Annotated in this window: 24 protein-coding genes; 10 read left to right on the top strand and 14 right to left on the bottom strand. The window is 37.0% G+C overall.

The genetic code is table 11. From position 1 onward, the window contains the following. The first annotated feature begins 31 nt into the window (after positions 1-31). Genes F598_RS0113390 through F598_RS0113405 form a run of 4 tightly spaced genes read left to right on the top strand, consistent with a single transcriptional unit; the run spans position 32 to position 4,249 of the window. The gene (locus F598_RS0113390; protein WP_019039583.1) at positions 32-2,407 is read left to right on the top strand and encodes a TonB-dependent receptor; all 2,376 of its coding nucleotides are present in this window, start codon (positions 32-34) and stop codon (positions 2,405-2,407) included. A gap of 3 nt (positions 2,408-2,410) precedes the next feature. Further along, positions 2,411-3,220: a DUF4249 domain-containing protein gene (locus F598_RS0113395; protein ID WP_026302728.1), complete on the top strand. Its 810-nt coding sequence runs from the start codon at positions 2,411-2,413 to the stop codon at positions 3,218-3,220. Next, a complete protein-coding gene (murQ, locus tag F598_RS0113400; RefSeq protein WP_019039585.1) occupies positions 3,220-4,041 on the top strand; it encodes an N-acetylmuramic acid 6-phosphate etherase in 822 nt (273 codons plus the stop codon). Before F598_RS0113395 ends, murQ begins: the two co-directional genes overlap by 1 nt. Continuing rightward, positions 4,025-4,249, top strand: a complete 225-nt coding sequence (locus F598_RS0113405) for a DUF6095 family protein (RefSeq protein ID WP_019039586.1) — start codon at positions 4,025-4,027, stop codon at positions 4,247-4,249. The genes murQ and F598_RS0113405 overlap by 17 nt, the downstream gene beginning before the upstream one ends. Before the next feature lie 2 nt (positions 4,250-4,251). Here F598_RS0113405 and F598_RS0113410 read toward each other — a convergent pair whose 3' ends face one another. Then, entirely contained in the window at positions 4,252-5,121 is an 870-nt protein-coding gene (locus F598_RS0113410; protein WP_026302729.1) for a sterol desaturase family protein, read from the bottom strand. Between the two features lie 161 nt (positions 5,122-5,282). Here F598_RS0113410 and F598_RS0113415 point away from each other — a divergent pair, with 161 nt between their 5' ends. Then, positions 5,283-6,041 carry an SDR family NAD(P)-dependent oxidoreductase gene (locus F598_RS0113415; RefSeq protein WP_019039588.1) on the top strand — a complete coding sequence of 253 codons (759 nt, stop codon included), beginning with the start codon at positions 5,283-5,285 and terminating at the stop codon, positions 6,039-6,041. A 3-nt stretch (positions 6,042-6,044) separates the two neighbouring features. Here the strand turns inward: F598_RS0113415 and F598_RS0113420 are convergent, their stop codons facing one another. Continuing rightward, on the bottom strand, positions 6,045-6,488 hold the full coding sequence (locus F598_RS0113420) for a methyltransferase family protein (RefSeq protein WP_019039589.1): 444 nt from the start codon (positions 6,486-6,488) through the stop codon (positions 6,045-6,047). 118 nt (positions 6,489-6,606) lie between these two features. Here F598_RS0113420 and hemN point away from each other — a divergent pair, with 118 nt between their 5' ends. Further along, positions 6,607-7,947 (top strand): oxygen-independent coproporphyrinogen III oxidase, encoded by a 1,341-nt coding sequence (gene hemN / locus F598_RS0113425; protein ID WP_019039590.1) that lies wholly within the window; start codon positions 6,607-6,609, stop codon positions 7,945-7,947. 11 nt (positions 7,948-7,958) lie between these two features. Next, on the top strand, positions 7,959-8,792 hold the full coding sequence (locus F598_RS0113430; RefSeq protein WP_019039591.1) for a universal stress protein: 834 nt from the start codon (positions 7,959-7,961) through the stop codon (positions 8,790-8,792). 65 nt (positions 8,793-8,857) lie between these two features. Here the strand turns inward: F598_RS0113430 and trxA are convergent, their stop codons facing one another. From trxA to F598_RS0113485, 11 genes are all read right to left on the bottom strand, one after another. Then, positions 8,858-9,157, bottom strand: a complete 300-nt coding sequence (trxA, locus tag F598_RS0113435) for a thioredoxin (protein WP_019039592.1) — start codon at positions 9,155-9,157, stop codon at positions 8,858-8,860. A 30-nt stretch (positions 9,158-9,187) separates the two neighbouring features. After that, the gene (locus F598_RS0113440; protein WP_019039593.1) at positions 9,188-10,474 is read right to left on the bottom strand and encodes an acetyl-CoA hydrolase/transferase family protein; all 1,287 of its coding nucleotides are present in this window, start codon (positions 10,472-10,474) and stop codon (positions 9,188-9,190) included. A 139-nt stretch (positions 10,475-10,613) separates the two neighbouring features. Further along, complete coding sequence (locus tag F598_RS0113445; protein WP_026302730.1) at positions 10,614-11,009, bottom strand: hypothetical protein; 396 nt, start codon at positions 11,007-11,009, stop codon at positions 10,614-10,616. A gap of 210 nt (positions 11,010-11,219) precedes the next feature. Beyond that, the gene (locus F598_RS0113450) at positions 11,220-11,921 is read right to left on the bottom strand and encodes a sulfite exporter TauE/SafE family protein (RefSeq protein ID WP_026302731.1); all 702 of its coding nucleotides are present in this window, start codon (positions 11,919-11,921) and stop codon (positions 11,220-11,222) included. 3 nt (positions 11,922-11,924) lie between these two features. Further along, on the bottom strand, positions 11,925-12,371 hold the full coding sequence (locus F598_RS0113455) for a FixH family protein (protein WP_019039596.1): 447 nt from the start codon (positions 12,369-12,371) through the stop codon (positions 11,925-11,927). A 7-nt stretch (positions 12,372-12,378) separates the two neighbouring features. Beyond that, positions 12,379-13,794, bottom strand: coding sequence for a cytochrome c oxidase accessory protein CcoG (ccoG, locus tag F598_RS0113460; protein ID WP_019039597.1), 1,416 nt, complete (start codon positions 13,792-13,794; stop codon positions 12,379-12,381). A gap of 16 nt (positions 13,795-13,810) precedes the next feature. Next, a complete protein-coding gene (locus tag F598_RS0113465; RefSeq protein ID WP_019039598.1) occupies positions 13,811-14,701 on the bottom strand; it encodes a cbb3-type cytochrome c oxidase N-terminal domain-containing protein in 891 nt (296 codons plus the stop codon). Further along, positions 14,698-14,883: a cytochrome c oxidase subunit IV gene (locus tag F598_RS0113470; protein WP_026302732.1), complete on the bottom strand. Its 186-nt coding sequence runs from the start codon at positions 14,881-14,883 to the stop codon at positions 14,698-14,700. Before F598_RS0113470 ends, F598_RS0113465 begins: the two co-directional genes overlap by 4 nt. 11 nt (positions 14,884-14,894) lie before the next feature. Further along, a complete protein-coding gene (gene ccoN / locus F598_RS0113475; protein WP_019039600.1) occupies positions 14,895-17,090 on the bottom strand; it encodes a cytochrome-c oxidase, cbb3-type subunit I in 2,196 nt (731 codons plus the stop codon). Positions 17,091-17,092: 2 nt separating this feature from the next. After that, positions 17,093-17,293, bottom strand: coding sequence for a cbb3-type cytochrome oxidase assembly protein CcoS (gene ccoS, locus F598_RS0113480; RefSeq protein ID WP_019039601.1), 201 nt, complete (start codon positions 17,291-17,293; stop codon positions 17,093-17,095). 62 nt (positions 17,294-17,355) lie between these two features. Next, positions 17,356-19,746, bottom strand: a complete 2,391-nt coding sequence (locus tag F598_RS0113485; protein ID WP_019039602.1) for a heavy metal translocating P-type ATPase — start codon at positions 19,744-19,746, stop codon at positions 17,356-17,358. A gap of 118 nt (positions 19,747-19,864) precedes the next feature. Here F598_RS0113485 and F598_RS0113490 point away from each other — a divergent pair, with 118 nt between their 5' ends. Next, positions 19,865-20,422, top strand: coding sequence for a hypothetical protein (locus F598_RS0113490; protein ID WP_157595020.1), 558 nt, complete (start codon positions 19,865-19,867; stop codon positions 20,420-20,422). On the opposite strand, the gene F598_RS0113495 is transcribed toward F598_RS0113490, so the two are convergent. After that, the gene (locus F598_RS0113495; protein ID WP_019039604.1) at positions 20,419-20,895 is read right to left on the bottom strand and encodes a hypothetical protein; all 477 of its coding nucleotides are present in this window, start codon (positions 20,893-20,895) and stop codon (positions 20,419-20,421) included. The two genes, F598_RS0113490 and F598_RS0113495, sit on opposite strands and share 4 nt — an antisense overlap. A 154-nt stretch (positions 20,896-21,049) precedes the next feature. Here F598_RS0113495 and F598_RS0113500 point away from each other — a divergent pair, with 154 nt between their 5' ends. Next, a complete protein-coding gene (locus F598_RS0113500; protein ID WP_019039605.1) occupies positions 21,050-21,520 on the top strand; it encodes an SRPBCC family protein in 471 nt (156 codons plus the stop codon). Positions 21,521-21,528: 8 nt separating this feature from the next. Next, positions 21,529-22,227: an SDR family NAD(P)-dependent oxidoreductase gene (locus F598_RS0113505; RefSeq protein WP_019039606.1), complete on the top strand. Its 699-nt coding sequence runs from the start codon at positions 21,529-21,531 to the stop codon at positions 22,225-22,227. Positions 22,228-22,253: the final 26 nt, after the last annotated feature.

Here is a 22,253-nt window from a genome sequence, read left to right on the forward strand (position 1 = left end):
TTTAGCTTTAATAAAAGAGTCTTAAATATATTTGAGCAAAAAACTAGCCATCAAATTACTATCCCTTTTTATACTCATTCTTTTTGTCCAAATCGGATTTGCCCAAGGGTATGAGTTATCTGGAAACGTTGTCGATGATAAGGGCATTCAAATCCCTGGCGTCAACATATTACTAGAAGAAATCAACAGAGGAACTACCACAGATTCAAAAGGAAACTACTCTATCGATCTTGCTCAGGGCAACTATTCTATTAAAGTCTCTTACTTAGGTTTTAAAACTATCACCCGTCAAATCAATCTCATTGAAGACAGAGAGTTAAATTTCCAACTTATTCCTCAGGCCGAGAATCTGGAAGAAGTCGTTGTCACCGATAATATTGAAAAAATCAACATCAAAGATCCGGAAATGAGTGTGAGTAAGCTGGATGCCTCTAGCATTAAAAGCATTCCCGTAGTATTTGGTGAAGTAGACGTCATACAGTCTTTGTTGCAATTACCTGGCGTTTCTAACGCAGGCGAAGGCGCCTCAGGCTTTAATGTGCGTGGAGGAGCCACCGATCAAAATCTGATTTTAATCGATGATGCCTTGATCTATAATTCTTCACATCTCTTCGGCTTTTTTTCCATCTTCAATCCAGATGCCGTTAAAAATTTAAAACTCTATAAAGGCGGAATACCTGCTAATTATGGAGGTAGAGTCTCTTCGGTGCTGGATATTAGACAAAAAACCGGAAATACTCAACAACTAAAAGGGGAAGGTGGAATTGGAGTGATTTCCAGTAAACTCACTCTAGATGGCCCGATACAAAAGGATAAAAGTTCATTTTTATTAAGCGGACGTGGTACTTACGCTCATCTTTTTTTAGGATTGGCAGATAATCCTAATTCAGCTTATTTCTACGACTTAAATACAAAATTGAATTTTGACATCGATGATAAAAACACCTTAAGCTTTTCTGGATATTATGGCTTAGACTACGTTAACATCAACGATAGCTTTACCAATACCTACGGAAATGCTTTTGGTATATTGGATTGGAATCATTCTTTTAATAAAGATATGTTTTCCAACTTGAATGTATCCTATAGCAATTACAGCTATGAATTAGGTTTAGATTTAGTGGGCTTCGATTTTGGAAACAGTATTTCAAATTTCAGTTTGAATTATCAGATTGAGCATATTTTAAATTCAAATTTAAGTCTGAATTATGGGGTAAGTGCAATACAATACACCATAGACCCTGGAGTCATTGAACCTACTACGCCAGACTCAGGCATCAATTTTAGAGACCTGGACAATAAATACGCCTTTGATAATGCAGCCTTTATAAGTGTAAATCAGTCCTTAACAGACAATATCAATGTTCAGTATGGTTTAAGAGTAAGTGCATTCTTACGAATGGAAGACGAGTCAATTGATATTTACGCTGATAGTAATCCTCTGCTTTACGACGAGACCCGTGATATCTATGTGGAAGCTCAGCCTGTAGAAACGATTAAGGGAAACACTTCCAAAATTGACGAAAGTTTCATCAATTTTGAACCAAGGGTAGGTGTATCCTATATTTTAGATGATTATACGTCCATCAAGGCAAGTTATAACCGTATGGTGCAGAATTTACACTTATTGTCCAATACCTCCTCTCCTACACCATTTGACGTCTGGACACCAAGCGGTAGATTTGTTAAGCCTCAGAAATTAGACCAGTATGCCATTGGATTTTTTAAAGATTTTGAAACGATTCCCTTTAGTCTTGAAACAGAGGTATTTTACAAAGACATCGCCAATAGAATCGACTATATTGATGGGGCCAATTTAATCGCCAACGAGGCAATTGAGCGTTCGATTTTGAACGGTCAATCCAGAGCTTATGGATTGGAAGTCTATCTAAAGAAAAACTCAGGAAGACTCACGGGCTGGTTATCTTATACCTTATCCAGAAGTGAACAAAGAACACCGGGAAGAACTCCAAATGAAATCGGAATTAATAACGGAGACTGGTATCTCAATGGTTATGATAAAACCCACGACATTTCCCTAACGAGTAGCTACGAGCTCTCCGAGAAATGGCAACTTAATAGTAACTTCGTTCTGCAGACAGGAATACCTGTAAATTTTCCTGTGGGTCAATTTGAGTTTCAAGACCTCAACGTTCCTGTTTTCGAAGGCAGAAATTTGAATCGTTTACCAACCTTTCACAGGTTAGACCTTTCTGCAACTTATACTCCCGAAAGAAAAAACAAAAAGTGGACCTCCTCCTGGAATTTTGGAATTTACAATGTATATAATCGAAGAAACGCAGCCTCTTTAAATTTTGAGCAGAATTCCACAACAGGACAGAATGAAGCGGTAAGGTTCTCAATTTTTGGTATTGTGCCTTCTGTAAGCTATAATTTTAAATTTTAAGCTATGAAAAAAGTCTTACTCCTTTTGATGTTTGCTGGCTTATTTTCAGCCTGTGAAGATGTGGTAGAGGTCGAATTGGAAGAAGCTGAGTCCAGACTGATTGTAGATGCCATTCTGCAATGGGAAAAAGGAACAGACGGAACATCACAGACTATAAAATTAAGTCGTACTCGCGGTTTTTTTGACCAGGAACCTATCCCTGTTTCAGAAGCAGTGATTAGCGTCACTAAAGCTTCTGGAGAAGAATTTATTTTTAACGAAACTGATCCTGGTGAATATGTCACCACTAACTTTATTCCTGAACTTGAGGAACTCTATGAACTCAGGTTAGAACTTGATGGAGATGTATACACCGCTGAAGAAATTCTAAAGCCGGTCGTAGAAATTGACTCTATAGAACAGAATAATGAAGGCGGTTTCACCGGAGAAGACATCGAATTGAAAGCCTTTTATAACGATCCTCAGGGTATTGAGAATTACTACTTGTTCAAATATTTTACTCCCTTCCTGGCTTTTCCTGAATTCAGCACCTTTGACGATGAATTTAACGATGGAAACAGAATTTTTGGGCTGTTTGCAGATGAAGATATTGAACCAGGCATGGACATCAGAATACAATTGCACGGCATTTCAGAAGACTATTTCAACTTTTTGGAAATTCTTCTCGCTCAGGCTGGAAGTGCTGGTGGCCCTTTTGAAACTCAGCCGGCAACCGTACGAGGAAATATCAAAAATGTAAATGACGACGAAGAATTAATTTTTGGTTATTTTGGTCTTTCTGAAGTAGATCAAGTTATCTATACAGTCCAATAATGAGTAAAAATTTCAAAAAAATAACAGAGCAAAGTTCAGCTTACAGACACTTGGAACAGATGTCTATCCATGAGCTATTGACCAACATCAATACTGAAGATCAAAGTGTTCCTAAAGCTGTCCAAAAAAGCATTAGCTCTATTGAACGACTTGTAGAGGCGATCGTAGACCAAATTGAGAAAGGAGGTAAATTATACTACATCGGTGCGGGAACCAGTGGAAGATTGGGTATTCTGGACGCCACTGAATGTCCACCAACATTTGGGGTGCCAGAGGATATGGTAACCGGATTAATCGCTGGCGGAGACCAGGCCATTAGAAAAGCGGTAGAACATGCGGAAGATGATACTGAACAAGCCTGGAAAGATTTGCAAGCTCATGATCTTCAAACCGAAGATGTGGTGATAGGCATTGCTGCTTCTGGCACTACACCCTATGTGGTCGGCGGACTTAAAACTTGCCAGGAAAATGATATTATAACGGGGTGTATTGTATGTAATCCTAGTTCTCCGATATCTAAAGTTTCAGATTTTCCTATTGAAGTGGTTGTAGGACCAGAATTTGTGACAGGAAGTTCTAGAATGAAAGCAGGTACAGCTCAAAAGCTGGTACTCAATATGATTTCAACCTCTGTCATGATCAAGTTAGGTCGAGTTAAAGACAATAAGATGGTCGATATGCAATTGAGCAATGCCAAGCTTAAACAAAGAGGAAGTTTATTGATTGCTGAAGCCCTTGATATTTCGGAGGAAAAAGCTGCAGTATTTCTTCAAAAACACGGGAGTGTGAGAAAAGCTATCGAACATGAAACACACCAATAAAGATACACTTGCTAAGGGTGTAAAATATCTTGCCGGGGCACTTCCGCTTATGTTTATAGGACCTTCAGTTATTTTTAGCGCCTTCAATAATCAGGATAAACCGCTCTACTGGCCAGTTCTTATTTTAGGAGGAGTATTAAGCATCGCAGCCATTCTTCTTATATTCAAAGGAATTATGACAGTCCTAAAAGCCTTATTTGACGATTGAATTTATTCCTTGAAAGGCTTCTTAAGCTGATTCCAAAAATCCTGAGGATAATCTTCATCATTCTGAAAACCAAGTTCAATATCTCTACCATTTTCTGGAACATGAGCCGTTCCAAATAAATAATCCCAAAGACTCAAACTAAGACCAAAATTCATTCCGTAGGGATGATTTTCTGGGAGGGCTTTGGAATGGTGCCAAATGTGCATTTTAGGATTGTTAAACACGTATTTCAGCGGTCCATAATCCCAACCCACATTGGCATGGTTAAGGTGACCTACCAGTACGCCGAACATGTGAACGATAAAGAATTCTTGAATTCCGAAACCAATCATAGCCAAAGGCACGTATTGGATAACTTTATAGACGATAGTTTCCATAAAATGAAACCTAAACTGAGCAGCGAAACCCATTTCTTTCACACTGTGATGTACCTTATGAAACTTCCATAACCATGGCTGTTTATGCAACTGAATATGCACATTCCATTGAATAAAATCAGCCACCAAAAACATGATCAAAAATTGTGACCAGACAGGGAAATTTTGAATGTGAAAAGCGACGATATTTTCTATACCTAAGAAGTGAAGACCATCATTAAAAAGCTCTACCACAACATTGGATATAGCATTGTAACCGATGAGTGAAAAGATGAAGAAGTTGAAAAACACATAAAACAAGTCTAGCCAAAATCCTTTTCTAATCAATTTCTGATTTTTTCTCCATGGAATAATAAGCTCCATAGACAGGACTAAAAACGAAAGCCCTATCAACCACCAAAAATAATTGGTAAGCGAAGGGTTTTGAATCTCATTGATCAGGTAATTATAATACCCACTAAAGGAGTTGAGAAATATGTCTTTATACTTTTCCATATTGGATTCAAAAATAACCATTTAAGGCTACAGAAAATGTATCATAAGTCACAATAGTGTTTTAAAATTAATTGACTGTGTTTTGGAAATAATTATCTCTAGAGGTCTTTAGAATCTATAGATCCCTTACTTTTAGTGTTCTTTATAAAGAAAGATTAAGCATGGATTTTAAAGATAAAAGCGTTTTAATTACAGGAGCGTCAAGAGGAATTGGAAGAGCCACCGCTATTGCCTTTGCGAAACAAGGGGCTAAAGTTGGAATCAACTTCAGATCAAATCAAAAAGAGGCGGAATTGACGCTTTCGAGCCTTGAGGGAGAGGGACATCAGCTTTTTCAGGCTGATATTTCAGTAGAAGTCGAGGCAAAAGCACTTATAGAGAAATTTATCGGAACCTACGGTCATATAGATATCCTAGTCAATAATGCTGGGATTGCCATTTCTCATCCTATTGAAGACGTAGGTTTTGAAGACTGGACCACTGCCTGGACTAGGACTTTGCAAACCAATCTAATAGCAGCTGCCAATCTTTGCTTTCTTTCAGCAAAACATATGATGAAAGTCAAAAGAGGAAGCATCGTCAATGTGTCGTCCAGAGGAGCTTTTCGTGGAGAACCCGATCAGCCGGCTTATGGCGCCAGTAAGGCCGGACTTAATGCCTTAAGTCAGTCCTTAGCCAAAAAATTAGCGCCGTATAACATCCAGGTGGGCGTGGTGGCTCCAGGATTTACAGAAACCGATATGGCCAATGAAGCCCTCTCTAATGATGAAAAGCAAAGCATGATGAATGAAATTCCATTCAAGCGCATGGCCTCACCAGAGGAAGTAGCACACGCGATCTTATTTTTAGCTTCCGAAAACGCTGCTTATGCTTCTGGAAGCATCATAGACGTTAACGGGGCCAGCTATCTTAGAAGTTAGGTTTTAAAATTTGGGAAAAAACCGACCTGTTTTGGTCTTATACTCCTTATAGTCCTCAAAAGTATCTTCAAGTAAGGTTTCTTCATACTGAGTTTTATAAAGAAATAAACCTAATACCAAAAGGCTGATGCAAAGCCTATAACCATCGCCCAACCAAAAAGCAAAGCTGAACATAAATATTAAAATACCAGTGTAAATTGGATGTCTGCTAAGCCTAAAAGCACCGTTGGTAATAAGTTTTGAATCTGATTTTGGAGATGGAAATGGAGACAGATGAATATTGAGCTGCAGTAAGGCAATACCAGAGATGAGTAGTCCAAAAATACCGAGGTAAAACCAAAGGTCGTGCTCAATGAAATCTATGGCAAACCATTTAAAGTTTAAATAATAGACCAGCATTAAAAAGAATTGAATGCTGACCAGGATGATGTCTTTCGTTTTCGGCATTTTTCTTACAAAGTTAATATGCTTTATCAGCAATCCTCATTGTTAATGTCTATTCTTCTGATTTTTATCATTTTAATAGAGCTACTCTCATCGTACTTTTGATCTAAAGCAATAGGTAATGAGAGAACTAATTCAAAAATATAATGTGCCGGGACCAAGATACACAAGCTATCCAACCGTGCCATATTGGGATCCAGAAAGCTTTTCAGTAGATCGATGGAAAGAGAGTTTGAAAACTAATTCTTCTAAAGAACTCAGTCTATACATTCATTTGCCCTTTTGCGAAAGCCTATGCACGTTTTGTGCCTGTAACAAACGCATCACTAAAAGGCATGAAGTAGAAGAACCTTACATACAGGCGCTGTTGAAAGAGTGGAGTCTTTATTTAGAAGTCTTAGAAGAAAAGCCAATCCTTAAAGAAATTCATCTTGGAGGAGGAACCCCTACCTTCTTTGATGCTGATAACTTAAAAATTCTTATAGAAACTATAAAAGCCTCCTGTGTGATTCCTGAGGAAATCCAGTTTAGCTTTGAAGGCCACCCCAACAATACCACAGAAAAACATTTAAGCGTGTTACACGAACTTGGATTCGACAGGGTGAGTTATGGCATACAGGATTATAATCCAAAGGTTCAGATAGCCATCCACAGGATTCAATCCTTTAAAACTGTGAAAGAAGTCACTGAACTTTCCAGACAAATTGGTTACACCTCTATAAGTCACGATATTATCTACGGCCTTCCATTACAGAACCTTGAGGATGTTAAGAATACCATAGAAAAAACCATAGAACTCAGACCAGATCGGATTGCTTTCTACAGTTATGCCCACGTCCCCTGGACTAAAGGTAACGGACAGCGCGGTTATGATGAACAAGATCTACCATCAGCTGATTTAAAACGCCTGCAATATGAAACTGGTAAAAAAATGCTGGAAGATTACGGGTATATGGAGATTGGTATGGATCATTTTGCACTACCAGAAGACGAACTATCAAAATCTTATCAAAATCATACTCTGCATAGAAACTTTATGGGTTATACCACCACCAAAACCAACAAGATGATAGGTCTTGGGGTATCAGCGATTAGTGATAGCTGGTTTGGATTTGCCCAGAATAAAAAAGATATCAAAGCCTATTATCAAGATTTAAAAAACGGACAATTGTCTATCGAAAAGGGTCACATCTTAACCTCAACTGACCTTGTAATTAGAAGAAAAATTTTAAATTTAATGTGCCAATTTAAAACTGACCTTTCAGATGTTGATATTGATTTATTTATCGACATCAAATCAAGCCTAAGAGAATTGGAAGAGGATGATTTATTGATTTTTGAGGAACGAAAGCTCCAGGTTACAGAGAAAGGACAAGCATTTATCAGAAATATATGTATGGCCTTTGATCAACGATTAAAAGCTAAACAACACGATACTCAATTATTTTCTATGACCATTTAAAACCAAAACCTATGAAAAAGATTTTAGTACCCGTCGATTTTTCTAAACCTTCAGAAAATGCACTCAAAGTAGCAGCTAAACTTGCCAATAAAAATAATGCAGAGCTTCACGTTTTACACGTCATTGAACTGGCTGAATCTCTTTTTGGGGCAGAACAGTTTAATGTGAATGACGACCAGATTATATTCTTTATGAAGCTTGCCAGTAAACGATTTAATGAGTTTTTAGATAAACCATACTTGAAAGACCTTAAAGTTAAAGATTACGTAGAGCCAGGCTCGACTGCCTTTGTCATTAAAAGTCTGGTAGAGGACCACGAAATCGATATGATCGTTATGGGCTCAAGTGGAGTATCTGGTCTGGAGGAAATCGTAATTGGATCCAATACCGAAAAAGTAGTTAGACACTCTGAGGTTCCTGTCTTGGTAGTGAAAAATGAAATTAAAGATATCAATATTAATCGTGTAGTTTTTGCTTCAAATTTTGAACTCGAAAACGTAGACGCTTTCAAAAAGGCTAAAAAGTTCGCCAATAGTTTTAATGCCGATATGCATATGCTTTATGTCAACATGCCTGGGAATCAATTTAGCAGTACAAAAGAAATTCATGAGCAAATGAGGAGTTTTCTTAAAAAAGTGGAAATGCCACTAGACAAAAAAAATATTGAAATTTTTAACGACTATAGTATTCAGCAAGGTGTGCTCAACGGCTCTGAATATTTGAAAGCAGATTTAATTATCATTCCAACCCACGGCAGAAAAGGCTTGTCTCACTTCTTTAACGGAAGCATTGGTGAGGATGTAGTCAACCATTCAGAGTTGCCAGTATTGACTTTGAAAATATAATTGGAATTTCACTCACAAAAAAAAGCATCTTTAAATGGTGCTTTTTTTGTTTAGTCAATATAAATTTAAGAATAAGAACGAATCCTCTGCACAAGGTCATCCTTCTGTAACACTCCACTTTGTCTCCATTTTTGTTCACCATCTTTAAAAATCATCATTGTAGGTACTCCCCTCACCTGGTATTTAGCAGCTAGTTGCTGATTTTTGTCGACGTCAATTTTAATAATTTTCACTCCCTCACCAAGCTCTTCTTTAACTTCTTTTAAAATAGGAGCAAGCATTTTACAGGGACCACACCAGTCTGCAAAAAAGTCGATGAGCACTGGAGTTTCACTATTTATAATTTCATTAAATTTCTGACTCATGATTTTATATTTTTAAATTTGATTTTGAATTTACTTGGCATTGAATCTTTCGAAAGCTGCTTTTTGTAAATTCTCTCGGTGGTCCGGATGGGCTATTGAAATAAGTGCCTCTGCTCTTTGCTTTAAATTTCTACCGTATAAATTCACCACCCCAAATTCAGTAACGATATAATGGACGTGGGCTCTTGTAGTGGTTACTCCTGCTCCTTCGTTGAGAAAGGGTGTGATTTTGGATACTCCCTTCTTAGTCACCGAAGGCATCGCAATAATGGCTTTACCGCCTTCAGACAAGGAAGCTCCACGAATAAAGTCCATTTGACCTCCTACTCCAGAAAACTGCATCTTTCCAATGGTATCAGCACACACCTGGCCGGTGAGATCGATTTCGATAGCAGAATTGATTGCTGTTACTTTGGGATTTCGTCTAATGATAGCAGTGTCGTTAGTATAAGCGGCTTCTTTCATATGGACCAAAGGATTATCGTCCATAAAGTCATAAAGCTTTTGAGAGCCCACCGCAAAACAGGTCACTATCTTTCCTGTTTTGACTTCTTTCTGACTTCCATTAATCACTCCACTTTCGATCAGGGGTAAAATTCCATCAGAAAACATTTCAGTGTGAATGCCTAAGTTTTTGTGAGACCCCAAATTCTGCAATGCAGCATTAGGAATACCACCTATACCCATTTGAAGAGTAGCTCCATCTTCTACCAATGTCGCCACATTAGCTCCTATCTTGCGTTCAAGTTCAGTGGTCTCTGGCTGTTCATGTCCGTAAATTTGCTCATCAGCTTCAATAGCAAAATCCAATTCACTCATATGAATGATTCCATCTCCGTGGGTCCTTGGCACCTGCGGATTCACCTGAGCTATAACTAACTTTGCGGTTTGTATCGCCGGTATGGTAATGTCAACAGAAGTCCCCAGAGAGCAATAGCCGTGACGGTCTGGAGGAGACACCTGGATTAAAGCCACATCCAGTGGCAAGATGGAACGTCTGAATAACCGATGAATTTCGCTTAAGAAAATGGGGATATAATCTCCATTGCCCTGTTTAACTGAATTTCTTACGTTACCACCTACAAAGACACTATTAATTTTAAAGGCTTTAGAAAAAGGATCTTCGGTATATTTAGCCTGACCTTCGGTATGAAGGTGTATAATTTCAACATCCTCTAGAGACTCATATCTTGAAACCAAGGCATCGATCAATTTTTGAGGTGTCATGGCTGCGCCTTGAATAAAGACACGATCTCCAGATTTAATTTTAGATACGGCTTCTTCAGAACTTACTCTGTTTAAATATTCACGTTTCATCTTCAATTCTATTTTAATGCAAAATTAAAGCTCTGTTGACTATTGAAGAGGCGCTTAAACAAAGATTTAAATGATTTTTATCAGCTTTAAGTCAAGTTGAAGGTTCAATTAAAGTATAGGAAGGAATAGTAAGACCGAATTAATTTTGTAATTGATTCCAGGTCCAGATTTGAGCATCTTTATAGGATTCAAAAATCTCATAAGGCACAGGTTGTTTTTGAAATAAAAAAATCATTTTGAGGACCCAGTGCATGGTCTTATTTGGGATAACATAAGCGGTACCTTTGCAATACTGTTTCATCAGATCATGATTATCCTTGAGCCACTTAGCTTGCTGTTTTTGATGAGATAGTTTTGGGACAGCTGCTTTAGTCGCATCAAAAATGATGGCCAGTTGCTGCTGTGTAAAATAACAATCGTCCAATTCTTTTAAGTAAGCCTTAAAATTGGCGTTGGTGCTTTTTTCACCTGTAAACGTCACTGTGATTAAAGGGAAGGACGTTTGGTCTACTAATGCGTATGAGCTTGACTTCAATTTTTTGTTTAAAAGTAATAAAATTTTAAACGATTGTACTTGCAAAAGCATGTTCTTTCTAGTAACTAACTTTAAGTTTCACTATTACTGAGTAATTCAATCTAACTGCAAAGCAGAGACAATTATTTAAATTGTGTGAGTTAGTTCCTAAACCCAACTTAGAATTATAATTCAGAATTCTAAATATAGATTCCAATCATTAGCAAGCTCTTAATGACACTCCATTGAAGCAGTTACCTGAGTCGTCGCTGGTTTTGGAGAGACGTAAGGGATGCCTAAACCTAGTCCTCTGAGGATAAATAATATACCGATGATAGCTACGGCAATGGGGATAAGGCGTTTTGGGTTGAATTTCAATACTGAATTCAGCCAGTCTTTAGCGTAAATAACCACACTCATCAATGGAATGGTACCTAAACCAAAAAACACCATATACAAGGAACTCTCAACTAAACCAGAAATGGCAATTGACCCAAACACAGCCATATAGACCAGACCGCAGGGTAGCAGGCCATTCAAAAATCCTAAATAAAAAAAAGTGTCTAGATTTTTCTTTTTAAGCGATGCACCAAGCTCAGACTTTAGTTTTCCAACCCATCGGAATATGGGCTTACTCACATTAAGTTTGCCTAAAATAGATTCAGAAAAAAGTAACGACGACAGCATTATAAGCCCTATAAGAATAGAAAGTTGCTGCTGAACTCCAAATAAAGCAAAGCTTTCTCCTATAAAACCAAACACCAGTCCAATGAGGGCATAAGTCGTCACTCTACCTAAATGGTATAGTGTAATCTGAACAGCTTTTCTAACTGGATTATATCGATCTACTGGAAGCATCAACGCAATGGGGCCACACATGCCCACACAGTGAAAACTTCCCAATAGTCCTAATATGAAAGCCGTCCACAACATAATTTAGATCTTAATTTTTTGTTGGATAAAATAACTCTCGCCTTGGTGATCAAATTTTAAATTTACTTCCCATTTCCCAGACTTAAGCAAAGCTTTTGGCAAAATATAGTAGTTATCTTCCAACTGAAGTTGAACGGTAAAATCTAAAGCCTTATCTGAAGGTCTGTATAAGAAAAGCTCACCTTTGATGTTTTGAGGTTTGAATTCTTTAGGAAAAATTAATTTCACGCCTTCATTCACAATCTCTATCTTAACGTGATTGGTAAGGTCTGCAGCATTTTGAGCTGAATTTAAATCCTCTTGAAAGGTTAATTCTTTCTGATAATAAGACTCAACCACCAGGTCGTGAGCCAATTCATCTTTGGACATCATTTGCACCACCATGACCATAATAAAGCCAATAAACAATACAAATGCTATAACGATAGAAGTTCCCCAATTTAATTTCATAATTATTTTATCTAAAAGTTCGTGGTCCCATGAAGTTAGTCGTAGTTCGATCTATAAGTCGATCTTTGCTATACACCTCAATTTCGATTTTATTTTTATCATCTTTTAAAGCCGCAGGATCTGTTTCTATGAAGAACGTTCCTTTAGCGATACCTCCTTTTTCTATGCTGAAATATTCTTTTTTTACCATCTTAATTTCACCGTTAAATGAATTCAGTTTAAAATGAATACTATCCATTTCCACATTGGTTTTATTCAATAGCTTATAAGTAAAGACGTTTGAAATATTCCCGTTGTCTTTCATTTCGTAGGTCTGCCCTGGTAATCTCAACACCTTAGCCTCAATATCACTTCTTATTAAGAGTAGGCCAATCAATAATCCAGTAAGAATCGTAAGTACAGCGGTATACCCCTTGAGCCTTGGAGTGAATTCAAATTTGGACTTTTTCTCTATATTTTCTTCACTCGCATATCGAATTAAACCTTTTGGCAGATTCACGCTTTCCATAATAGAGTCGCAGGCATCGATACAGGCCGTACAGTTAACGCATTCTAGTTGAGTTCCGTTTCTTATGTCGATTCCGGTGGGACACACCTGTACACATTGGCTGCAGGCAATACAATCTCCTATTCCTTGAGCTGCTCTATCCTGGTTTTTCTTGAATTTTTGGCGCCCTTCTTCTCGTTCTCCACGCTTATGATCGTAAGCAACGACAATTGACTTTTGATCTAAGAGTACCCCTTGTAATCGACCATAAGGGCAAGCTATAATACAAACTTGCTCTCTAAACCAGGCAAACACAAAATAAAAAACAGCTGTAAATACCAGTAATGGAATAAAGGTTCCTAAATGACTTGTTGGTCCATTGGTAATGTACTTAATCAATTCATCACTGCTGATGAGATAGGCGAGAAAGATATTGGCTATTAAGAAAGAAATGATAGCAAAAATGGTCCATTTGGTTCCCTTTTTTAAAATCTTATCCTTAGTCCAAGGCGCTTTATCCAATCGAATTTGTTTACCTCTGTCACCTTCAATAGCGTATTCTATTCTTCTGAATACCATCTCCAGAAATATAGTCTGAGGACAAATCCATCCGCAAAATATCCTTCCGAAAGCCACTGTAAAAAGCGCTATAAACACTACTCCAATGACCATGGCTATTACGAATAGATAGAAATCCTGAGGCCAGAAAGGGAATCCAAAGATATTGAACTTACGTTCCAGGACATTGAAAAGCAAAAACTGATTCCCATTGATCTTTATGAAGGGCGCAGTAAATAAGAATATCAAAAGCGCATAACTTACATATTTCCTGTACTCGTAAAATACGCCACTAGGCTTTTTGGGGTAAACCCACTTACGTTTACCTTCCTCATCTAAGGTACCTATACTGTCTCTAAATCGCTCTTGGTTGTCCACTTTAAATCACTTGATGTTAGTCTTCTGTTTCTGGGATCCAAACTTCTCCCTGTGGTTCTTTTGGCTCTGCAGGTGTTGTTCCTTGCAAAGTCAACACATAACTTGCTACTTGCTGAAGTTCTGAAGGTTTAAAATCGTTTTTCCAGGATACCATCCCTTTTCCAGGTCTACCACCTTCTACTAGCGTTCTATATACATTTTTTATACCACCGCCAAGGATCCAGTGCTCATCAGTTAGGTTAGGGCCAATACCTCCACCACCATCTGCTTTATGACAAGCTACACAACTGTTAGAATAGATTTGTTTCCCTGCTTCAAGATCTGATGGCTCCTCCATTAGGGTGACAGTTTCTATCGTCACTAAATCTTTGGCTGTTTCTTTATATCGCGCAATATCGATTTCAGCCTGAGCAACTTCAGATTTATATTCTTCAATCTGATCGTAGTCATTAAAAATGTGGAATCTGGCTAAATAGATCACTGCAAAAATGATACTGGCATAAAAGCTATACAGCCACCAGGGTGGTAATTTGTTATCTAATTCTCGAATACCATCATAATTATGATCCAATTCAATTTCGCCTTCTTCCTCTACAGGTTTAGAACGTGTAAGTAGTTTTGGTAACCTTTCAAAATAGGATGTCAGCTTGTTAATGAACTTTTGTTCTGAAGCAATGAAAACCTCTTGCTTTTCTGGAGAAAGCGATCTCAAAAGGGTGACTCTTAAGGCCGCAACAGAGACTTCTACAGCAATGGTTACTAAAAGAATTACTCCTATAAAAATCATGGTATTAGGATATTCTAAAACTGCAAACTGACCAGGTTCTGTCTCGAAGAGAAGTTCTACACCTCCCCAGGCTATACCTACAATGGCTATAATTCTAAAAATGGATGCTAGTGTTCTCATAATTGATTATCGTTTTCATTATCTAATGGAATTTGACTAACCTCCTGTACATAATCTTTCTTAGCAGTATATACCCACCAAAATAAAACCACGAAAAAGAGGAAAAATATAAGCAAGGAAATGATGGGATAGATTTCTATCCCTTGTATCGTTTCCATGTGACCTTTTATGAATTTCAACATGCTTTTTAGATTTAATTTGAAGTTGTAACTTCTTGGTTAGTTTTAATTTTAATATCTGTGCCCAGTCGCTGTAAGTAAGCAATTAAAGCCACGATTTCTCTTTCTTTCATTTCAACAAACTCAAGATTGTTTTCTTCAGCATAAGCTTTGTCTGCTTCGTAAGCTTTTACAAAATCAGGATCATTGTAGAGGTTGTTTTGTATCTTCTCCCCTTGAGCAAGCATGGCCTCCTGAGCATTAGCAATCTCTTCATCGGAGTATGGCACTCCAAGATTTGCCATAGTCTTCATTTTATCTTCCGTGTTGGATTTATTCAGCTTGTTTTTAATAAGCCACTGATAGGCTGGCATGATAGATCCTGAAGAGGTGCTCTGTGGATCGTACATATGATTGAAATGCCAGTTATCTGAATACTTTCCTCCTACCCTTAATAAATCCGGCCCAGTACGCTTACTACCCCATAAAAACGGTCTGTCGTAAACAAATTCACCTGCTTTGGCATACTCACCGTAACGCTCTACTTCACTACGGAATGGTCGAACCATTTGAGAGTGACAGCCTACACAACCTTCTCTAATGTAAAGGTCACGGCCTTCTAACTCTAAGGGAGTGTATGGCTTAACAGTCGTTATAGTTGGAATGTTTGATTTTACTAGTATAGTTGGGATGATTTGGACAATTCCTCCGATCAAGATAGCAACGGTAGCCAGGATGGTCAATTGTATAGGTTTTCTCTCCAACCAAGTATGGAACTTTTCGCCTCTCTTTCTTCGTCCTCCACGGCTTAAAGCAGCTGCTTCTGCAAGTTCATCTTCTACCTTTGAGCCAGACCTCGCTGTTCTAATGACGTTGTAAATCATCACAAAGGTTCCAACGATATACAAACTACCCCCAATGGCTCTCATCCAGTACATTGGCATAATTTCGGTAACGGTTTCTAAGAAGTTACCGTAAAATAAACTTCCATCCGGGTTAAATTGTTTCCACATCGAAGCTTGTAGAAATCCAGCAACATACATTGGTAAGGCATACATCACAATTCCCAGAGTACCTAACCAGAAGTGTAAGTTGGCTAATCCAGTAGAGAACAAGCGTGTTTTGAATAGTCGAGGTACCAGCCAATAGATCATACCAAAGGTTAAGAATCCATTCCAGGCCAAGGCTCCAACGTGAACGTGAGCAATAATCCAGTCTGTAAAATGCGCAATAGCATTTACATTTTTAAGGGATAACATGGGCCCTTCGAAAGTTGCCATCCCATAACCGGTAATTGCGACTACCATAAACTTAAGGACTGGACTGGTTCTCACTTTATCCCAGGCTCCTCGTAGCGTTAATAATCCGTTGATCATCCCTCCCCATGAAGGCATCAATAACATTATGGAAAATGTAACTCCTAGATTTTGAGCCCAGTCTGGTAAAGCGGTGTACAACAAATGGTGAGGTCCTGCCCAGATATAGATAAAAATCAATGACCAGAAGTGAATGATAGATAACTTATAAGAGTAGACCGGACGATTTGCTGCCTTAGGAACGAAATAGTACATCAAACCTAAAAATGGTGTGGTTAAGAAAAATGCAACAGCATTATGTCCGTACCACCATTGTACTAATGCATCCTGAACGCCAGCGTAAGCTGAATAACTTTTAAGAAAGTTAACTGGAAGCGCTAAACTATTAAATATATGAAGGACAGCAACTGTAACGAAAGTGGCTAAGTAGAACCAGATTGCCACATAAAGATGTCTTTGGCGTCTTTTTAAAATGGTACCGATAAGGTTCCATCCAAAAACAACCCAAACTACAGCGATCATGATATCGATAGGCCACTCTAATTCTGCATACTCCTTTGAGCTTGTCATCCCAAGAGGTAGCGTTATGGCAGCTGCCACTATAATTAATTGCCAGCCCCAAAAGTTGATTTTACTTAAAGCATCACTAAACATTCTTGCCTTAAGTAATCGCTGAGTAGAGTAATACACTCCGGCGAAAATAGCGTTACCCACAAAAGCAAAAATTACAGCATTGGTATGCAGAGGTCTTAACCGACCAAAACTCAACCAGGATATGCCATCGGTGACGTTAGGAAAAATGAACATAAATGCCAGTAGTAGGCCAACAGACATTCCAACTACACCCCAAATAATTGTGGCATAAAGGAAGTTTTTTACGATCTTGTTATCGTAATGAAATTGCTGTAACTCCATAGTTATGATTGTTTTGATTGATTTTTTGAATTTTGAGTAGTCTTAGAACTGTCATCTTTTACCAATTCATCTTCAAAAAGCATTCTGACAGAAGGAGTGTAATCATCGTCGAATTGACCTTTTTTAACAGAAAAAATAAATAGAGCAAAGAAGACAAGAGCAACGAGAATACTGATGGCTAGAAGTCCGTAGATGACATTCATAATTTAAATTTTTAACAAAACTACTTGTCAAGTCGTCTTTAAAAAATGACCATAGTCATGTTTCAAATCCTTTGTGATTTTTGAATAGGTTTTGAAATAAAGTTGGTAGCTAGCGTTGTAAAAATCACGATAGAAATAGAACTAAGCGGCATCAAAATAGCAGCTATAACCGGTTGCAATTGACCTGTTAAAGCGAAGTAGAGTCCTACCGCATTGTATAAAAAAGAAAAAATAAAACTTAACTTTATAATTGATATTCCTTGCTTAGAAATACTTACGAATTTACTTAGGTTAGACAGTTGTGAAGCATCCATGATGGCGTCACAAGCTGGAGAAAAAACATTTACATTCTCAGAAATCGCAATACCTATATCAGCTTGTTTTAAAGCTCCAGCATCGTTTAAACCATCACCTATCATAGCTACTTTTTTATCCTCAGCTTGAATTTTTTTTATCATCCTCATTTTTGAGTCAGGCTTCTGGTTAAAAAACAATTGAGTGGTTTTTGGAAGCATTTTGGTGAGTATGGATCTTTCCCCTTCATTATCACCAGAAAGGATGATTAACTTATAATGTTGATCAAGGGATTGAAATAAATCCTGAACCCCGTCTCTATAGATGGTTTCAAATTCAAATTTCCCTAAATAACTATCATCTCTGCTGATGTGAACAGCAGTGGAAAGTGATGAATATTGTGGATCACTGCTTACAAATTTTGCAGATCCTAATTTGTAAGTATGATTATTATAGGATGAAACTATACCCTCCCCGAGATGTTCTTCAAAAGACTCAGCATCATATATATTTTGAGAATCTAAAAAACTATACAATTCTCGACTCAAAGGATGATTGGAGTTCCTAAATGAATTTTTAAGAACCATTTTGTCCTCTTCTGTCAATTTTAATCCTGAGTAGGTAATATCATTTTTCTGACTGGAGGTTAAGGTTCCTGTTTTATCAAAAACTAAGACATCAAGGTCTGACATCTGTTCCAATACATTGGTATTCTTGATGTAAAACCCATTTTTTCCAAAGATTCTAAGCAGGTTACCAAGGGCAAAAGGGGTTGCTAAGGCAATGGCGCATGGACATGCAATGATTAATACCGCTGTAAATACATTAAGAGCAAGGCTAGGGTCATAAAACAACCAAAACAGAAGCCCGGAAAAAGCTATGCTTAATACTGCGATGGTGAATTTTTTACTGATTTTATCGATTAGGCTTTGAAATTTTGGATCGTAACCTTTTTGAAACACATCATTACTCCAGAGCTGAGTTAAATAACTTTGTTCTACCGATTTTTCAGCCACAACTTCTACGGCTGCTCCTACATGTTTACCCCCAGCATAAACTTTATCACCAGATTTCTTTTGGACGAGATTGGCTTCACCTGTTACAAAACTATAGTCAATTTCAGCAGAAGAAGACATGAGTATACCGTCTACAGGAATCAATTCCTGATTTCTTATTCTTAACCTATCACCTCGCTCAATATCATATACTTGCACATTCTCTTCTCTTCCCTTTTTGTTTATTTTTGTCACAGCAATTGGGAAATAAGACTTATAATCCCGCTCAAAAGACATGAACTTATAAGTTTTCTGTTGCACAATTTTACCTAAAAGCAGGAAGAATACAAGTCCGGTGAGACTATCAAAAAAACCAGATCCCAGATCAAAAAAAATGTCAACCGAACTTCGAATAAACAAAACAGTAATTCCTAGAGCAATGGGGATATCTATATTCAAAATTTGACTACGTATACCCTGTATTGCAGATTTGAAATAATCACGTCCAGCGTAAAAGACCACTGGTAAACTAAAGAAAAACATCAACCATCGAAAAAGAGGCTTGTATTGTTCCAGCCAATATTCAGATACTTCGAAGTACTCTGGAAAACTTAAAAACATCACATTTCCAAAAGCAAAACCTGCCACTCCTATCTTATATATTAAACTTCTATCTAAATCATCTTTAGTGGCACCATAATTATCTAAACTAATGTAGGGTTCATAACCAATTTTAGCCATGAGTTCAACCAATGATTTCAAAGAAAAGCCTTCTGTCGTGTAGGTAACGCTAACCTTTTTTTTAGGAAAATCAACTTGAGAATTGAGAACTCCAGGGTCTAACTGATGAAGGTTTTCCAGAATCCAAATACAAGAGCTGCAGTGAATGTGTGGTATATATAAAGTAACCACTTCTGTGGAGCCTTCCTGAAAATCAATTAACTTTTCAACGATATCTTCTTGATCTAAATAATCGTATTTACCATCAATATCTAAAGGTGTTGCACCCGGGCTCTGTTCCAAATCATAGTAACAGGTCAAATCATTTTCTGAAAAGATTTCATACACCGTTAAGCAACCTCTGCAGCAAAATAGCTTTTTGTCTTGCTTTATTTTTGTGGTCTCACAGTCATCTCCACAGTGATAGCATTTTTCCTTAACCATTGAATTTTATTATGTTACAAATTTCAGTCAGAAAATGATCAGCAAAAATGATATGTATCAGCTCTTGTTTAATTGGACAAATAAGTTCATATCTTTGCCTATCCAAAATATTACAACGATGAAAATATTTTTCATAGCTCTTATAATGGGTGTTAGTCTTTGCGCTAACGGTCAAGTATGGCTTGACAATACTTGTCCGATTGAAGAGCAAATTACAACAGAAGCTTACACGACGGCCAAAGCTAATAATCTATTAAGGCTTATTGTAGATCAGGAAGGTATATTAGTAATGAATGGTCTAAGGCAAGAAGAGATGTCTGAAATAAAATTCAAAGAAACAGTATATGATTTTCTTACCAACCCATCTAATGATAAATTAAAAGCAGATTCACCTAAGCAAGCTATCATAGCTCTTGGTTCCTATGGAAAGCACGAGTATTACGATTTGATATTGAGATATGTGAGAGAAGTTTATTTGTATGCCTGGGATACAGCATCTGAAGATAAGTATGGTTCCATCTATATGGACCTTAATTGTAAAAAAAGAGAAAAGATTAGAACAGCTGATTTCCCTTATAACGTTATAGAGCTCAATAATACACTTAATAAAAATAATAAAAAACCTAGTTTTTCACCAGGCGTACCAACTTTTGATGGAGACGTTTCTGATAATTAAATATTGATATCCAGAGTTTTTATCTTGTGTGTTTTTTGAGATTTTATCTCTAGATGCAAAGAGATAAAATCTCTATTATCTATCACTTTTAATTCTCCAGTAGTAATTTTCTCGAAACCAGCTTCCTCGCAGTCACAGACCTTTCCAAGCAAAACCTTTTGGTTTTTTAGACTTAGGTTTTTAGAATGTATTTCTTTAAACATAGAAGGAATTTGAAGGTAAATTTCTTCGGAATATCCTTTTCGATTAGAATCTGTATATTGAATAAATATCACCTGAAAATCAGAATCCTCTTCAAAAGCTACTTTGGATACTTTTGATTCAGTTTCTACGAGATTTAATCTGGTTTCTTTAAATACCTGAACCACACAATCCCCTTCTCCGGGACAATTTTGTAAGGCTGGTAATTCAGTTTGGGTACTTTTACAAGCTATTAATACACAAAGTACAATTAAGCTCAAAAACTTTTTCAAATTATAATATTTTATACAAATTAAGGCATATATAATACACCAATGCCAGTCCTAATGATTTTTTTAATATTTCAAAGTAGGCAAATATATAACAATAACTTTTGTTTAACTACTAAGATAATTCTTTAAACAATAAAATATTTACTTTTGAGTCATGATATATGAAATTAATACTAGACAAAAATTACCAATTTCAAAAAAAGAGGCTTGGGATTTTTTATCTAGTCCAAAAAATTTACAGGAAATCATGCCTGATGACATGGGATTTGAAATCCTATCGGGAGCTGATAAAAAAATGTTCACTGGGCAGATATTACAATATAATGTAACTCCACTCCCTGGCTTTAAAACCAAATGGGTTACCGAAATTACTCATGTGGAAAAACCCAATTATTTCGTGGATATCCAATTATATGGACCCTATGCGTTATGGCATCATAAACATTTTATTCACGAAATCGAAGGTGGAGTTGAAGTTGAAGATCTCGTACATTATAAATTACCACTAGGAGCATTAGGTCGATTAATGCATCCCTTAGTTGTAAAGCCTAAGTTGAATCAAATTTTCAAAGCTCGAGAAGCTAAGATGATCGAAAAATTCGGTCATTTTGATAATCATAAATAATAGTAGATATGAAAAAGAATATTTTATTAATCGGTGGGTCTAAAGGAATCGGACTCGAAATCGTAAAAGAATTAAGTTCGAAGCATAATGTATACGTTGCATCAAGATCTGATGATAATTTATCTGACTATGATGTCACCTATTTCAAATTTGATGCTCTAAAAGATGATGTTTCAGAATTAGATTTACCAGAGACATTAGATGGTTTTGTTTATTGCCCTGGTAGCATTAACCTAAAGCCCTTTAAAATGATGAAACCTGAAACCTTTGAGGAGGATTTTCAGCTTAACTTCATGAGTTTAGTCAAAACTACTCATGGTGTGCTTTCCAAGTTGAAAAATTCTGAACAGGCAAGTTTGGTTTACTTTAGTACTGTAGCTGTACAAACAGGGATGCCATTCCATACCAGTGTTGCCGCTGCAAAAGGTGCTATTGAAGGTTTTGCAAGATCATTAGCTGCAGAATATGCTCCATCATTTAGAGTAAATGTCGTTGCGCCATCCTTAGTCAATTCTCAATTAGCAAGTAAATTGCTTGGTAGTGATAAGAAGAAGGAAAAAATGGATGAAAGACATCCTTTAAAAAGAGTAGGCGAACCTACAGACATTGGTAAAATAGCCAGCTTCTTACTATCTGAAGACTCAAGCTGGATTACTGGCCAGGTTTTAGGAGTTGATGGTGGTATGGGAAGCTTAAATGTAAGCTAGAATAGACATAATATTTTAATAAATCT

Source organism: Psychroflexus tropicus DSM 15496, from assembly GCF_000378765.1.
GTDB classification, from domain to species: Bacteria; Bacteroidota; Bacteroidia; order Flavobacteriales; family Flavobacteriaceae; genus Psychroflexus; species Psychroflexus tropicus.